Raw genomic sequence first — 14,453 nt, 5'->3', positions numbered from 1 at the left:
GCGTCATAGCGCCACGGCAGACCACCCTCCGCGACCTGGGTGCCACCACCGGTCGCGGTGAAGAACGCCGCGATCCCCGAACCACCCGCACGCATCCGCTCGGCCAACGTGCCCTGCGGGGTCAGCTCGACCTCGAGCTCACCGGAGAGGTACTGGCGCGCGAACTCCTTGTTCTCCCCCACATAGGAAGCCACCATCCGCCGGATCCGCCTCTGCCCCAGCAACAGGCCCAGCCCCCAGTCATCGACCCCCGCGTTGTTCGAGAACGCCTCCAGATCAGTCGTCCCGGCCTCCAGCAACGCCCCGATCAGCACCGACGGGATCCCGCACAGCCCGAACCCACCCACCGACAACGACGCACCATCACCAATGTCCGCGACCGCCTCAGCCGCACTACCCACGACCTTGTCCATTCAGTCCTCCTCCGGTGCACCGATCGAGAACACCGCCATCATCTGGGCCAGGGTCCGGTAGTAGCCCACGAGCACCACGACCTCGACCAGCTGCTGCCGTCCCAGTACCGCGATCAGCGCGTCGTATGCCTCGTCGGTCGGCGCCTGATCGGCGAGCAACGTGTCGCACAGCTCGGCGACCGAGCGTTCCACCGCATCCTCGGAGGTGAAGCGATCCTGCGAGAGTGCCGTGAGCTCGTCCTCCGTCAGCCCTGCGGCCCGCCCGACACGCGCATGGGCGTACCACTCGAAGTCGCTGCGCGTGACGACGGCGACCTTGAGGATCGCGATCTCGCGAGCGCGGTCCGGGAGCGTGGTGCGGTAGCGAACCGCCGCGCCCACCTCCTGCAGGGCCAGGCCGAGCAGCGGTGCGTGCAGCATCACCCCGAAGGGGCCGTTGAGGGCTCCGTCCTCGTCGGTCAGCTCGAAGAGCTGTCGGCCCGTGGCACGGGGACCCTCGGTGATGCCCCGGTAGAGCCCGAGCTGCACCTCGTCGAGGTCCGACTCGGTGAGCTTCGGCAGTCGTTCCCTCATCCTCGGTTCTCCCATCCGCCGGCCGGTGCCGGCTGCACCACCTTCTCGGAGGCCACGGAGCGGACCACCGCGTCGTACGCGGCGACCGTCCACGCGATCTCCTGGCGCGGCACCGGATAGGTGCCGCGTCCCTCCACCGCCGCTGCGAAGGCGGCGAGGTTCGCGCCGACCGACGACGCCGCCGGCTCGGTCGCGATCGACCGCTCGGCTCCTCGCGGCTGGCGCGTGACCGTCCATCCCTGCGGTGACTCGGGGTGCGCGTGGTCGACCACCTCGTGCCACCCGGTGCTGCCGAGCACGGCCAGGCGTCCCATGAACGGGGTGGCCAGGGAGGCGTTGAGCGTTGCCGTCGCGCCACTGGCGAAGCCCAGCGTCATGCTCAGGGTGTCCCCGTTGGGGAAGTCGCTGCCGCGGGTGCTGAGTCGGGCCAGGACCTCGACGGGTTCACCGAGGAGCGCCACGGACAGGTCGACCAGGTGGATGCCGGTGGCCGAGAGCGGCCCCACCGGCGAGACCACCGGGTCGAAGCGCCAGTGGTCCCGGTCGAGGTCGAGGAACTTGTCCTGCGAGAAGTTCCCCTCGACCACCAGCAGCTCGCCGAGCTCACCGGCGCGCGCCCTGGCGAGCAGGTCGCGCACCGGCGGCTCGAACCTGCGCTCGTGGCCGACCCCGACCACCACGTCGTGCGCGGCCGCCAGCGCGAGCACGTCGGTCACCTCGTCGACGTCGGTGCAGAACGGCTTCTCGCAGAAGACGTGCCGCCCCGCCGCGATCACCGCCATCAGCTGGGCGTGGTGCTGGGCGTGGGGGGTGCACAGGAACACGGCCTCGACCGCGTCCTGCTCGAGCGCCTCCTCGAGGCTCGCCCACACCGCGTGCCCGCGCTCGGCGGCAGCAGCCGCCGCACCGGGGTCGCTGTCGACCACGCCGACGACCGAGAACCCGTTCTCCTGCGCCTGCTCGGCCAGCAGCCTTCCCCACCAGCCGAAACCGACGACCGCTGCCCCGACGGTCACGCGATCACGGGCACCCGGAGCACGCAGTCCCCCGGCTTGTCGCCGTACAGCACCACGACGCCGTTGAACCGGGACTCGGGACGGTCCTGCGGGTCGTCGTGCAGGAAGGGTCCGCAACCGGTCATCTGGTTCTTGAAGTTCGACATCACGATCGGAGGCAGCGACTCGTCCGCGTAGTCACGGCCAGCGATGATCAGCTCGAGCCTCGACCCGGCCGGCATCACCAGGCTGGTCGGCCAGATCTCGACCTCGACGTCGTAGACCTCACCCGGCGCGACGGGCGCCGCGCTGCGGTGCGTGTGGACCGGCCGGTACGGCGTGCTCCGGTCCTCGTCGAGCTCACGGTGCGAGAGGCGCAGCCACCCCTGTGCCGCCGGGGCGTGCGGGTCCACGGCACCCACGAACGAGCGGTGCCTGCCCTCGGGGTCGATGGCCCGGAGGGTGAGGAACAGGTCGGCGTCCTGAGCCGACGTCGAGACCCGGAGCCGGGCCGAGAGCGGTCCGGTGATCTCCGTGTCCTGCGCGAACGGCTCGGTGCGCAGCTCCACGCTGCCGGTCATCGCGTCGTACGACGCCGAACCGCCCTCCTGCGGCGCCTCGCGCACGAGCTCCCCGCTGGACAGGTCGAGGTGCAGGTCGGTCCACTGTGTGCGCTGGATCGGCCACTCGTCCTCCCACCGCTCCACGTAGGTGTCGTCGATGTTGCGGACCTGCAGCTGCACCGGCTTGCGATCCCGCCAGCCGTTGTCGGCTCCCTTGAGGAAGTGGTCGAAGAACTGCAGCTGGATCTCGCGGCCGTAGTCGGTGTAGTACGACGTCCAGTGCTCGAGGCCGTGCATCTCCAGCCACTTGTCCGTCGAGGCGCTGTTGGTGAACCCCTCGACGTTGCCGCGCAGGTGGAGCCCCGCGCCTCCCCAGTTGCCCGCGGTGAGCAGCGGAACGGTGATGTTCTCCCAACGCGGGGTGCGCGCCTCGTGGTAGTCGTCGATGAAGGGGTGCGCCCGCACCTCGGCACCGAAGTCGACCCGGTTGGCGGCGAGCTGCTCGTCGGTCAGCGTCTCGTCGCCGCAGACCAGCTGCCCGGTGACCGGGTGGCGTGGCCCCCGCTCCCCCAGCCCGTACTGGACCGACTTGATCTGCTTGTCGTACCAGTGCTCCCAGAACGTCGACAGGATCCCGCCGTGGTGCGAGGCGTCCCGGTAGAAGTCGCTGGCGCCCTCCCACACGCAGATCGCGCGCAGGTGCTCTGGCTGGGTCGCGGCGACGAGCCACTGGTTCATCCCGAAGTAGGAGACCCCCGAGAGGCCGACGTTCCCGTCGGACCAGGGCTGCCCGGCAGCCCACTCGATGCAGTCGTGGAAGTCCTGGGTCTCGCGCGGCGAGAAGTGGTCGACGTACCCCGGTGAACGGCCGCATCCGCGAGAGTCCACCCGCACGATCGCGTAGTCGTGGATCGTCCACTTCTCCGGGTCCACCACCTCCCAGTTCTGGTAGGCGTTGGTGGAACCGGCCGCCACGTCGGGGTGCTGGTCCACCAGCGTCTCCCAGGCCGTGGGGTACCCCTCCTGGAAGGCCAGGCCCTTGGCGTAGGGGCCGTAGCTCAGCAGCGTGGGGTACGCCCCCGGCGCCAGCGGCAGGAACACGTCCGCCCGCAGCACGTTGCCGTCGTCCATGGTGACCGGCACGTCCCACAGGATGCGCATGCCGTCAAGCACGTCCTCGACCATGCCGTCGTCGTGGGTCCCTCCCATGCTCATGCCTCCGGGAGCGCGACCACGAGGTCGACGCTGATGTCGGCGGCCGGGAGCTCGTGGGAGCCCGGGGGGACCTCGAAGAACCCGCTGGCCGGCAGCCCGTCGGTGAACGGGTCGCTCCACGCACTCATGAACGTCGGCAGGTCCACGAAGTCCGAGAGCATCGCGTCGACCTTGACGGTCTGGTCGATCGAGGTGCCCGCCGCCTCGCAGATGGCGGCCACGTCGTCGTGGATCCGCCGGACCTGGTCGACGATGTGGCGCCGTGCCTGCGGCAGGCCCTCCTTGAGCGCGACCGCCCGGGCGGAGAGCCCGTTCTCGTCGCGGCCGAGCTGGGTGGAGAGGAACAGCAGTGGACCAGAGCGCACGGCCTGCACCGAGTGACCCAGCGGGGACAGCGCGTTGTCCGTGTGGACGATCTCGCGCTCACCGCCGTGCTCGGGACGAGCCACGATCACGTAGATCTCGACGTTGCCGTGCTTGACCCCACCGATGCCCGAGCACGGGATCACCGCACGGGCAGGGGGGTTCTCTGGCCACTGCTTGGCCCAGACCTCGTCCACGGCGGGCATGTTTCTGATCCCCTCGGGGGTCAGGTACAGCACCACCTTGACGACGTCGGACCACTTGCCGCCAGCGGCCTCCATCGTGACGCGGATCTGCCGAAGGGTCTCCTCGGTCTCCTGCGCCACCTGGTTGCCGTACCAGATGTGCTCCGGCACGCGGGCGTTCGGGTGCAGCCCGGTCTCGAAGTCGGTGGCGATGAACCCGGCGCTGAACACCCAGGGCCCGGCCTCGACACCGACGGAGTAACCACCGAGCGGGCTGTGCACGTCGTGGGCGAAGGTCCGCTTGGTGATCCCCGAGCTCTCCAGCAGCGAGACCAGCTGCACCTCGATGTGCGAGTCGGGCGAGACCAGGCGGTCCACCGGCATCAGGCAGCTGGCCGGGCGGTCGGAGAGCAGGAACTCGTTACGGCCCTGGATGTAGGCGTGCGCCACCCGGCGCCAGTCCTCCCAGAACAGCTCGTAGGGGTCCCGCAGCGCCTCGTGGCGAGCGACCTCGCCGTGGTACGTCGGCTGCCACTGGTTGATGGAGACGCCGCCCTCCAGGCTCGATCCCGCAGCGGTCAGCGCCGCCTCGAGCCGCCGGTAGGTCTCCCGCACCTGCAGCTTGACCGGGTGACCGGACGAGTTGGGCAGCCCGGGGATCGGGGCAGCCTCGGGTACGACGCCCCCGTTGGCGAAGTCCACCGCGCTCATCGAGGCGGTGAAGGCGAACGGCCCCGCGGTCACGACTGAGCTGCTCGGGTACCAGTCGGGGAAGTCGGCGCCCTCGACGTTGAAGACCTGGCGGTTGGTGGTGGTCATGGTGAAAGTGGTCCTTTCGGATGATCGGCTGAGGTGGCGTGCGTGCGGGGAATCAGCACTTCTCGAAGGCGGCACGCATCGCTGCGACGTCCACGTCGTCAGCAGAGCCCGACTTCGCCAGGGCGGCGCCGTCCGGGATCGTCAGGCAGCCGCTCTTGATGGCTGCCTCGACGGCTGCGAGGTCGTCCTTCGTCTCCTGCGAGACCGCGTCGTCGAGCTGGTTGAAGTCGGCGAGCTTGCCGATGTCCTTGAGCCCCAGCAGGACGTTCTCGTTCTTCCAGGAGTCCTCGACCATGTCCTTGACGAAGCTTCCGGTGATCTCGTCGAGACCGTAGAGGGCGCTGGTCAGGATGACCTTGGGCGCGGACTCGTGGTCGTCGGCGTACTGCGTGATTACGTAGTGCTCCTTCTCCTTCTGCATCGCCTGGACCATGCCCTGCGTGGCCTGGTCGGTGGCGGAGAAGATGACGTCCGCACCCTGCGACATCGCCGCGGCAGCCGCCGCACGGCCCTTGCCCGCGTCGGTCCAGGTGTTGATGAAGCTGCGCTTGACCTGGATCTTGGGGTCGGCGAACCTGGCCCCGAGGGCGAAGCCCTCCATCTCGTTGTTGAGCACCGGGAACTCGAACCCACCGATGGTGGCCACGATCTTGCTCTTGGTCACGTCCCCGGCGGCCACGCCGGCGAGGAACGCGGTCTCCTGGAAGATCGGCGTGACGGTGCGGGCGTTGGGGGCGATGTCCTTGATGTTCTGGGCCATCCCGCCGAACTTCACCTTGGGGAACTGGCGGGAGAGCTGGTCGACGACCTCGGCCGCAGCGCCGTTGGCGACCACGATCAGGTCGTAGCCCTGCTGCGCGAACCCGCTGGCCAGCTGCTGGAACTGCTGGGGGGTGTCGAGGTTGTCGGAGACCTTCACCTCGACGTCGTACTCCTCGGCGGCGGCGAGCGCGCCCTCGTTCACCGACTGACCCCAGGAGCCGTCGTTGATGGTGCCGGAGGTCAGGACGGCGACCTTCTTCGACTCCGACCCGGAGCTCTCCGCGTCGTCGGAGCCGCACGCGGTCGTTGCGAGGAGGGCCAGGGCCAGTGAGGCTGTCGCGAGACCGCGGATCGTGCGTCGTGCAGTGGACTTGTTCATGATGTTCCTTCGCGCCGTTGGTGCCTGGATGGGGAGTCCGAGAGATGGTTCAGCTCAGGTCGCTCACCTGCGAGACGTCGGGAGATAGGGCTCACCCACCCCCTTGGGGTATCGAGCACCTCGGGAGAGGGCGACGGTGACGATGGTCACGACGTACGGCAGCGCCAGCCACACCTGCAGTGGCACCTGCCGGGCGAACTCCAGGCTCTGGGCCTGGTACTGGAAGGCGGAGACGACCCCGAACAGCAGCGCCCCGGCGATGATCGGCAGGGCTCGGAACCGTCCCAGCACCACCACGGCGAGGGCGATGTAACCCTGTCCCTGGGTCATGTTGGGCAGGAAGGCACCGCTCTGCAGGAGCACGATGCTGGCGCCACCGATCGCGGCGAGGGCCGACCCGACGGCCAGCGCGACGTACCGCGTGCGCACCACGTCGAGGCCGGCGGTCTCGGCAGCGAGCGGCATCTCGCCGACCGCAGAGACGTTGAGGCCGAACCACGTTGCGGTCATCACCTGGCGAAGCACGATCGCCGCGATCACGACCAGGTAGAACAGCGCCCCCTGGGAGAAGATCGCTGGTCCGATGACCGGGATCGAGGAGAGCACCGGGATCTCCAGGCCGGCGTCGGTGGAGACCTCGCCGACTCCGTTGAGATACTTCGCGAACAGCGTGGAGGTCAACCCCAGCGCGGCCAGGTTGAACAGGATCCCGGTGACGATCTGGTCGGTTCGCCGGGTCACGTACAGGAAGGCCAGCAGGATCCCGCACACGGCGCCGACCCCGGCGGCGACCAGGCCGACGGAGATGCCGCTGATCCCCGCCTTGAGCGCGAACGCGGCGGTGGCGGCGCCGATCAGCATGACGCCCTCGACACCGATGTTGAGCACACCCGACTTCTCGGTGAGGTACTCCCCCAGTGCCGCCCACATCACCGGTACGGCGAGCAGGACGCCGGTGGACAGGATGGTGACCAGAGTGTCGTTGTTCATCGCGATCCCGCGCCCTTCACTTTGACGACCCCTGCGGCGAGGAGACAGATCACGAAGACGGCCTGCACGATCGTCGCGGCCGAGGTGCTCACCCCCGTGATCGCGGGCAGGGAGTTGGCGCCCACCGTGAGCGCGGCGAAGAACAGCGCCGCGAGCGGGATGAGCTGGATCCGCAGGGTCGCGAGGAGTGCGACCGCGATCGCCGTGTAGCCGTAGCCCTGGGCAGGGCTCTGGATCAGTGCGTGGTTGACCGTCGTGGCTTGGAGGACGCCCGCCAGTCCGGCGACCGCTCCACCGATCAGCATCACCGCGAGCGTCTTGCGGCGCCCGTCGAGCCCGGCTCGCTTGGCTGCGTCGGGATTGGCCCCGAACAGGCGCAGGCCGAAGCCGTAGGCGGACCGTTCGAGGAACAGCCAGCCGAGCGCGACCAGCACCAGGGCGAGCAGCAGCGCGCTCAGGTAGCCGTTGTCGACGAAGGGCAACGAGGGCAGCACGGACTCGTCGGGGAACCGGCGGGTCTGCGGAGCCAGGTCGTCGGCCCACCTGCCGGCGATGACGTAGTCGGCAACCAGGATCGCCACGAAGTTCAGCATCAGCGCGCTGATCACCTCGTTGGTGCCGAGGTAGCCCTTGAGGCCGCCGACCAGCGCACCCCAGAGGGCGCCGCCGACCAGGCCCGCGACCATCGCCGCGGGGACGAGGACCCAGCCGGGCAGCGAGGTGCCGAGGATGACCGCCGTCGCCACGACGGCTCCGGCCGTCATCTGTCCTTCCGCGCCCACGTTGAGGATCCCGGCCCGGAACGGCAGGGCGGCGGCGAGGGCCGCCAGCACCAGGACGCTGGTCACCTGGAGGGTCTGACCGATGGCGTACTCGGTGCCGAAGGCGCCCTGCCAGATGGCGTTGAACGCCTCGAACGGGTTGGCGCCCAGCACGAGCATGAGCGCGGAGGTCAGCCCGAACGAGATCACCAGCGCGAGCAGCGTGCCCAGCGCTCGTCGTCCGGTGCGGCCGTTCAGGCGCTGTGCCAGCTCACTCATCACGATCGCCTCCTGCGCCGTTGGCCATCGCCTCGGCCACCATCTCGACCGTCACATCGGACAGTGAGGCGTCGAGGACCTTGCGGCCGCCGAACATCACCACGATGCGGTCGCACACCGACCACAGCTCCTCGAGGTCGCCCGAGCTCATCACCACGGCCGCTCCCCGGTCGCGCAGGGCGATCAGCTGCCTGAAGACGAAGTCGCTCGCGCCCACGTCGAGTCCCCGTGTGGGGTGGGCGGCCAGCACCAGCTTGGGCTCGATCGACAGCTCGCGTGCCAGGACCACCCGCTGCTGGTTGCCACCCGAGAGCGACGACATCAGGGCCTTGGGATCACGGGGGCTGACCTCGAACTCGTCAAGCAGCGCGGCTGCGTTCTGCTGCATCTGACGCCCGCGCAGCAGACCCCGGCCGAAGCGCCCGCCCGGTACGTCGACCATGGCGAGGTTCTCCTGCAGGGTCATCGACCCGACGGCGTCCCAGCGCAGCCGGTCGTCGGTGATCATCGCGATCCCCCGCTGCCGGCGTTGCTGTGGCCCGAGGTCGCTGATGTCCTCACCGTCGACCTCGACCACGCCCGAGACGGGGGTGGTGAGCCCGGAGAGGATGCGCATAAGCTCGGTCTGGCCGTTGCCCTCGACACCGGTGACACCGACGATCTCGCTGCCGTCCACCGCGAGGTGCACGTCGTGGATGGCCTGCCGCCCGTGGCCGCCGGTGTCGGTGAGCCCCTTGGCCGAGAGCAGCGGCCCGTGTGCGGGGTGCACCGGGTGCTTCGCCCGTTCGGGCAGCGAGGGCAGGGAGCGCCCCAGCATGGACAGCGCCAGTGCCTCGCGGTCGAGGCCCTCGCGCTCGGCCGTGGTGACCAACTGGCCCCGGCGGAGCACCGCGACGCGGTCGGCCACGGCCAGCACCTCGGCCAGCTTGTGGGTGATGATCACGACGGCGTGGCCCTGGTCGCACAGGTTGCGGACGGTGGCGAAGAGCCGGTCGATCTCCACGGGGCCGAGCACAGCGGTCGGCTCGTCGAGGATCAGGAGCTCGGCGCCGCGGTAGAGCAGCTTGAGGATCTCCACCTGCTGCTGCTGCTCGACGGCCAGCTCGTCGGCGCGGGTGCTGACGTCGATCGCGATGCCGTAGGAACGTGCCAGCTCCTCGACCTCGGCCTGCACCCGGTCGCGCCGCAGGATCGGCCCGGAGTGCTGCCGGGACCCGAGCACGACGTTCTCGGCCACGGTGAAGTCCGGCACGAGCATGAAGTGCTGGTGCACCATGCCGATGCCCTTGGCCATGGCGTCACGCGGGGTCGCCAGCTCCACCGGGGTGCCGTTGATCAGCAGGCGGCCGGCGTCCGGGTGGTACATCCCGAACGCCACGTTCATCAGGGTCGACTTCCCCGCGCCGTTCTCGCCGAGCAGCGCCAGGACCTCGCCCTTGCGGATGTCGAGGTCCACCTCGGTGTTGGCGTAGAAGTCCCCGAACCGCTTCGAGACACCCTCCATGCGCAGGAGGGGAACGATCTGCTCCGAGGTCACAGCAGCCCCCCGGTGTGCTCGAGAATCTCCCGGACGCGGTGCTTCGCGAGCTCCGAGTAGGTCAGGACTGCCTTCTTGGCGCGGGAGTGGTCCTTGGCCTCGATTCCTTCGAGGATCTCGCGCTGCACGTCGATGAACTGCTGGGAGGTGTCCGCCGTCGCGCCGAAGCTCGAGGCCATCACCGCGCGGAGCCCGATCTGGTCGAAGGCGGCGCTGAGTGCGGGTGACCCGGCGAGGTTCACCACGGCCGCGTGGAAGGCGTAGTTGGCGTCGAGGTAGCGGTCGAAGTCGATGAAGTAGTCACCGACCAGCAGGTCGGCCATCCGCTCGAACAGTTGGCGCAGCTCGGCGGTGCGCTCGGCCGGCACGCGGTCCAGGCACAGCTCCAGCACACCGATCTCGATGGCGCTGCGCGCGTCGAAGGCCTCGTCGGAGGTGTGCAGGTCGAACGGGACGACGACGTACCCGCGGCCGGCCTCGCGCTGCAGCACACGCTCAGTGGCGAGCCGGGTCAGCGCGTAGTAGCAGCTGCTCCGGTCGAGTTCGAGCTCGAAGGCGAGCTGGTCGACGTCCAGGGAGGAGTTCGCGAGCCATTGCCGCTGCAGCAGGCGGCCCCGGATCTCGAGGTACGCGCGCTCGTCGCGCTCGAGCTCGAAGCGCCCGAACCCGCCGCGGAAGTAGGTCAGGGGCTCGCCGTCACGTGCGTGCGCTGCCTCCACCGAGCCGATGAAGATCGTGTGGGAGCCGCCCGTGCTCTGCTCCACCACCCGGCACTCGATGTGGGCCAGCGCCCCGTCCAGCACCGGAGCCCCGGTCACTCCGGTGCGCAGGGTGAGCCCGGCGAACTTGTCCTTCTGGCGCGAGGCGAACCGCTGCGCGAGGTGCGCGGAGTCGCGGTCCAGGATGTTGACCGTGTAGACGCCCGAGGCCGAGATCGCCTCCGCCGTCGGCATGGTGCTGTTGATGCACACCAGCATCAGCGCGGGGTCGAGGGACAGGCTGGTCACCGAGCTCGCGGTCATCCCGAACCTCGCATCGCCCACCGTGGTGGTGACCACGGCCACGCCACTGGCGAGGTGCCCGGCCACGGCGCGGAACTCCTCGCGGTCCACACCCCGGGCGTGGGCTTCGTGCTCTGCCCCTGGCTTCACGCGGCCCTCCCGTCTGCCGGTCCACCCCGTCGGTGGATTCGTGGCGTCAGTGAACCCGCGCCCCCCGGAGGTGCGCACTAGCGCGAACCTCGAACTTTGCGGGGTGCGGATCTCGGTTTCCGACAACGTGAGCCGGGTCACGCCCGGGGCGGATCCGGTCGGTTGTCTGAATCCGTCACCTCGAGGGCCGGGCGCTGTCGGCACGCGCTAGTGCTTCGGCGCCGCGACCGTTCTTGACTGAGCGCACCGACGATGCGGTCGGTCCCTACTCACACTCAAGGAGCGCACCGATGCGACTCGGATACTTCTCCATGCCCCTGCACCCCGAGGGCAGGACCTGGGCCGAAACCCTGCGCGAGGACCGCGAGGCGGTGATTCTCGCCGACCAGCTCGGCTTCCACGACGCGTTCATCGGTGAGCACCTCACGGACCGGCACGAGAACATCACCAACAGCCTGCTGTTCCTGGCGACCCTGATCCACTCCACCGAGCAGATCCGCCTGGGCACCGGCACCACGAACCTCTCGCACATGCACCCGGCGCTCGTCGCGGTCAACTCCGCGATGTTCGACCACCTCGCCGACGGCCGGTTCATCCTGGGCGTCAGCCCCGGGGCGCTGTCCTCCGACGCCGAGCTGCTCGGCATCCTGGACAAGGACCGCAACAAGATGTTCGGCGACGCCATCGACATCATCACCGGCCTCTGGGAGACCGAGGCGCCCTACGACCTCGGTGGCGGTGACAACCAGTTCACGGTCACCACCGCCTCGACGATCAACCGCGACCTCGGCGTCGGCATGATCGGCCGCCCGCTCCAGCAGCCCCGCCCGGAGATCGTCGGCACCGTGGTGGCGCCGTTCTCCAAGGGCGTCATCGCGATGGGTGCCAAGGACTTCCACCCGCTGTCGGCCAACTTCCTGCTGCCGCAGTGGGTCGCCACCCACTGGGGGAACTACGTCCAGGGCAAGGAGTCGGTGGGACAGGTCGCCGACATCGCCGACTGGCGCGTGGCCCGGACCGTCTTCGTGGCCGACGACGAGGAGACCGCCCGTGCCTACGGCCGCGACGACGAGGCCAGCCCCTACCGGTTCTACTACAGCCAGATGCTCACCAAGATGCGGATGCTCGGCCGGCTGGAGCTGTTCAAGTCCTACCGCGAGCAGCCCGACGAGGAGATCACCCTCGACTACGTGATGGACAAGCTGGTCATCCACGGCACCGCGGAGAGCGTGGCCGAGCAGATCCTCGAGTTCCAGGCGGAGACCGGTCCCTTCGGCGAGCTGGTGTACGCCGGCCTCGACTGGGCCGACGAGAAGCTCGGCCGCCGCTCCATGGAACTGATGGCCACCGAGGTCATGCCGCGGGTGAACAAGGCCGAGGCATGAGCTCGCCGCGACGACCCGGCATCTCCGGGGACCACGGATGAGCGTCTCGCTCACGCAGGTCTCCAGCGGCCGCGGCCCGAGCCTCGTGCTCCTGCACCCGCTGGGCGCCGACTCCCGGTTCTGGGGGCCGTTGCTCAGCGGGTTCGAGGGCCGCGAGGTCTGGACGATGGACCTCGGGGGCCATGGCGACTCGGCAGTTCCGGAGGCGGCGTACTCACTGGCGGAGCTGTCGGAGACCGTCGCCCGCACCATCGACGACGAGGTGCTGGGCGACGGGGACGGGACGGTGGCGCTGTTCGGCGTCTCCTACGGCGGGATCGTGGCGCAGCACGTGGCGGCCCTGCGGCCCGAGGTGGTCACGCACGTCGTGCTCGCCGACACCGTGATGACCTACCCCGAGCCCATGCGGGAGATGTGGACCGAGCGCGCTGCCACGGTGCGCGCGCACGGCACCGCGGCGATCGCAGCAGCCACCATCGACATGTGGTTCAGCCCTGACGCGGTGGCCCGGCGCTCCGAGCTGCGGGCGGACTGCCTGACGATGCTCGCAGCGACGCAGGCGGAGGCCTACGCGCGGGCGTGCGAGGCGCTCCGGGGGGCGGACACCACTGCTGCCCTGCCGGGCGTTCGCGCCTCCACGCTGGTGATCTGCGGCGAGGACGACAAGCCACCCTTCGTCTCAGCGGCCACCGAGCTGGCCGGGCTCCTCCCCGGCCCCGGCGAGGTCGCCTGGCTCGACGGCGCCCGGCACGCGGCCGTCATCGAGCAGCCGGGCAGAACGGCCTCGCTCGTCTCGGAGCACCTCGACGGCCCTGCCTGAGGGCCGCCGCGGCGCTCACAGGATGTGGAGCAGCCGGAGCGCCACCTGGATCTCGGTCTGCCGCTGGGACACCGGGTGGCGCAACAGCTCCTCGACCTTGCGCAGCCGGTTGCGCACCGTGTGCTCGTGCACGTGCAGGTGCGCCGCCGCTGCGACGTGGCTGCCGTGCCGGTAGGACGCCTCCAGCGTCTCGCGCAGGCGCGCGTTCTCATCGGTGTCCTCGGCCAAGGAGTTCAGCTCGTCCCTGACGAAGCGTGCCGCCAGCTCGGGGTCGCGCAGCAGCAGGATCTCCAAGGCCACGTCGGAGCGGAACAGCACCCGCGGAGCGACGCCACTGCCCCAGGCCCGGCGGATCCGCTCGGCCTCCTCGGCCTGGTGCAGCGCCTCGCGGAACCCCGCCAGCCCCTGCTGCGCCTCGCTGACCGTGGCCAGGGCACCCACGGAGGTCACGCAGTCACGGACTGCGGCGAAGGTCTCGCTCGTCCACGGCTGCAGGCGGCCGAGCCACACCACGGTCGCGTCGATCGGCCGGGGCAGCACCAGCGAGTGCCGGGTGCCGGCCGCGTTCGACAGGCCCACCGCGAGCCGGGAGGCGGCTCCCTCGGCCATCTGCGGGAGCAGCAGCGCGACATGGTGCAGGTCGAACTCGTAGCCGATCGTCGACAGGTCGGCCGGGGTGAGGAACGGGTTCGCCTCGGAGAGCACGCTCTCCACGAGCCGGTGCCGCACGTGCGCACGTGAGGTGCTGAGGGCCTGCTCCTCGCTGCTGAGCCGATCGGCGACCTGGACGGCGACGTGGTCCTGGTACAGGTAGAGCAGCCGGGCGAGCTCCACCACCTGACGGGCGACCTCGCTCGGGTCCGCTTCTCCGGCGCCGGTGAGCAGCTTCTCCGCCCAGGCCTCCCACATCGTGTAGAAGCCGATGCGGTAGCAGCGCTGCATCTCCGACTGGGGGATGCGCAGCTGCGCCTGGAGCGCCCCGAAGAGCAACGGCTGGTGCAGGCGTACGTCGTCGATGACGATCGACCCGTTGAGCAAGCCACGCAGGTTGCCCAGGTTCTCCGCGACGCTGGCGCGGAGGCTGGACACGAAGTGCTCGTTGTCGGAGCGGTCCGCGAACGAGTCCGCCAGGTCGCGGGCGACCACCTGCTCGCAGACCGCTTCCAGATCGACCTGGTCAGACAGCTCCCTGGCCCACGAAGACAGCAACTTTCCTCCTTGCCCTCTGCAGGACTGCCGTGCTTGCGCCCCCCACGCGGGCCG

The 14,453-nt window shown here is 69.8% G+C and carries 13 protein-coding genes; 2 read left to right on the top strand and 11 right to left on the bottom strand.

The window, feature by feature from the left end; genetic code table 11:
• The 10 genes from AC4BGB_RS21260 to AC4BGB_RS21215 all read right to left on the bottom strand — a co-directional run.
• The coding region (locus AC4BGB_RS21260; RefSeq protein WP_490546813.1) for a CoA transferase subunit A at nucleotides 1-413 on the bottom strand (413 nt) is incomplete at its 3' end.
• Nucleotides 414-986 (bottom strand): carboxymuconolactone decarboxylase family protein, encoded by a 573-nt coding sequence (locus tag AC4BGB_RS21255; RefSeq protein WP_490549040.1) that lies wholly within the window; start codon nucleotides 984-986, stop codon nucleotides 414-416.
• Nucleotides 983-2,002 (bottom strand): Gfo/Idh/MocA family protein, encoded by a 1,020-nt coding sequence (locus AC4BGB_RS21250; RefSeq protein ID WP_490549039.1) that lies wholly within the window; start codon nucleotides 2,000-2,002, stop codon nucleotides 983-985. Before AC4BGB_RS21250 ends, AC4BGB_RS21255 begins: the two co-directional genes overlap by 4 nt.
• Complete coding sequence (locus AC4BGB_RS21245; protein WP_490549037.1) at nucleotides 1,999-3,753, bottom strand: CocE/NonD family hydrolase; 1,755 nt, start codon at nucleotides 3,751-3,753, stop codon at nucleotides 1,999-2,001. Before AC4BGB_RS21245 ends, AC4BGB_RS21250 begins: the two co-directional genes overlap by 4 nt.
• Nucleotides 3,754-3,755: 2 nt before the next feature.
• On the bottom strand, nucleotides 3,756-5,126 hold the full coding sequence (locus AC4BGB_RS21240; RefSeq protein WP_490549036.1) for a RidA family protein: 1,371 nt from the start codon (nucleotides 5,124-5,126) through the stop codon (nucleotides 3,756-3,758).
• A 52-nt stretch (nucleotides 5,127-5,178) separates the two neighbouring features.
• Entirely contained in the window at nucleotides 5,179-6,267 is a 1,089-nt protein-coding gene (locus tag AC4BGB_RS21235; protein ID WP_490549035.1) for a BMP family lipoprotein, read from the bottom strand.
• Between the two features lie 63 nt (nucleotides 6,268-6,330).
• Nucleotides 6,331-7,257, bottom strand: coding sequence for an ABC transporter permease (locus AC4BGB_RS21230; protein WP_490549034.1), 927 nt, complete (start codon nucleotides 7,255-7,257; stop codon nucleotides 6,331-6,333).
• Nucleotides 7,254-8,297 carry an ABC transporter permease gene (locus AC4BGB_RS21225; RefSeq protein WP_490549032.1) on the bottom strand — a complete coding sequence of 348 codons (1,044 nt, stop codon included), beginning with the start codon at nucleotides 8,295-8,297 and terminating at the stop codon, nucleotides 7,254-7,256. The genes AC4BGB_RS21230 and AC4BGB_RS21225 overlap by 4 nt, the downstream gene beginning before the upstream one ends.
• The gene (locus AC4BGB_RS21220) at nucleotides 8,290-9,801 is read right to left on the bottom strand and encodes an ABC transporter ATP-binding protein (protein WP_490549030.1); all 1,512 of its coding nucleotides are present in this window, start codon (nucleotides 9,799-9,801) and stop codon (nucleotides 8,290-8,292) included. The genes AC4BGB_RS21225 and AC4BGB_RS21220 overlap by 8 nt, the downstream gene beginning before the upstream one ends.
• Before the next feature lie 29 nt (nucleotides 9,802-9,830).
• Nucleotides 9,831-10,985 (bottom strand): flavin reductase, encoded by a 1,155-nt coding sequence (locus AC4BGB_RS21215; RefSeq protein ID WP_490549029.1) that lies wholly within the window; start codon nucleotides 10,983-10,985, stop codon nucleotides 9,831-9,833.
• A gap of 290 nt (nucleotides 10,986-11,275) precedes the next feature.
• On the opposite strand from AC4BGB_RS21215, the gene AC4BGB_RS21210 reads away from it, so the two are divergent.
• Together AC4BGB_RS21210 and AC4BGB_RS21205 are read left to right on the top strand one after the other, a co-directional pair.
• Nucleotides 11,276-12,370, top strand: a complete 1,095-nt coding sequence (locus AC4BGB_RS21210; RefSeq protein ID WP_490549028.1) for an LLM class flavin-dependent oxidoreductase — start codon at nucleotides 11,276-11,278, stop codon at nucleotides 12,368-12,370.
• A gap of 37 nt (nucleotides 12,371-12,407) precedes the next feature.
• Nucleotides 12,408-13,190: an alpha/beta fold hydrolase gene (locus AC4BGB_RS21205; RefSeq protein ID WP_490549027.1), complete on the top strand. Its 783-nt coding sequence runs from the start codon at nucleotides 12,408-12,410 to the stop codon at nucleotides 13,188-13,190.
• Between the two features lie 15 nt (nucleotides 13,191-13,205).
• Here the strand turns inward: AC4BGB_RS21205 and AC4BGB_RS21200 are convergent, their stop codons facing one another.
• On the bottom strand, nucleotides 13,206-14,399 hold the full coding sequence (locus AC4BGB_RS21200) for a PucR family transcriptional regulator (protein ID WP_490549026.1): 1,194 nt from the start codon (nucleotides 14,397-14,399) through the stop codon (nucleotides 13,206-13,208).
• Nucleotides 14,400-14,453: the final 54 nt, after the last annotated feature.

This window comes from Nocardioides sp. Z30_9 (genome assembly GCF_058215735.1).
This window is presented reverse-complemented; position numbering and strand designations above follow the sequence as displayed.

What these genes read in the sequence shown, in the direction of transcription:
- AC4BGB_RS21220 (WP_490549030.1), bottom strand. Translation starts at nt 9,801, where the DNA reads ATGGAGGGTGTCTCGAAGCGGTTCGGGGACTTCTACGCCAACACCGAG.
- AC4BGB_RS21235 (WP_490549035.1), bottom strand. Translation starts at nt 6,267, where the DNA reads ATGAACAAGTCCACTGCACGACGCACGATCCGCGGTCTCGCGACAGCC.
- AC4BGB_RS21225 (WP_490549032.1), bottom strand. Translation starts at nt 8,297, where the DNA reads ATGAGTGAGCTGGCACAGCGCCTGAACGGCCGCACCGGACGACGAGCG.
- AC4BGB_RS21240 (WP_490549036.1), bottom strand. Translation starts at nt 5,126, where the DNA reads ATGACCACCACCAACCGCCAGGTCTTCAACGTCGAGGGCGCCGACTTC.
- AC4BGB_RS21245 (WP_490549037.1), bottom strand. Translation starts at nt 3,753, where the DNA reads ATGGGAGGGACCCACGACGACGGCATGGTCGAGGACGTGCTTGACGGC.
- AC4BGB_RS21205 (WP_490549027.1), top strand. Translation starts at nt 12,408, where the DNA reads ATGAGCGTCTCGCTCACGCAGGTCTCCAGCGGCCGCGGCCCGAGCCTC.
- AC4BGB_RS21255 (WP_490549040.1), bottom strand. Translation starts at nt 986, where the DNA reads ATGAGGGAACGACTGCCGAAGCTCACCGAGTCGGACCTCGACGAGGTG.
- AC4BGB_RS21210 (WP_490549028.1), top strand. Translation starts at nt 11,276, where the DNA reads ATGCGACTCGGATACTTCTCCATGCCCCTGCACCCCGAGGGCAGGACC.
- AC4BGB_RS21230 (WP_490549034.1), bottom strand. Translation starts at nt 7,257, where the DNA reads ATGAACAACGACACTCTGGTCACCATCCTGTCCACCGGCGTCCTGCTC.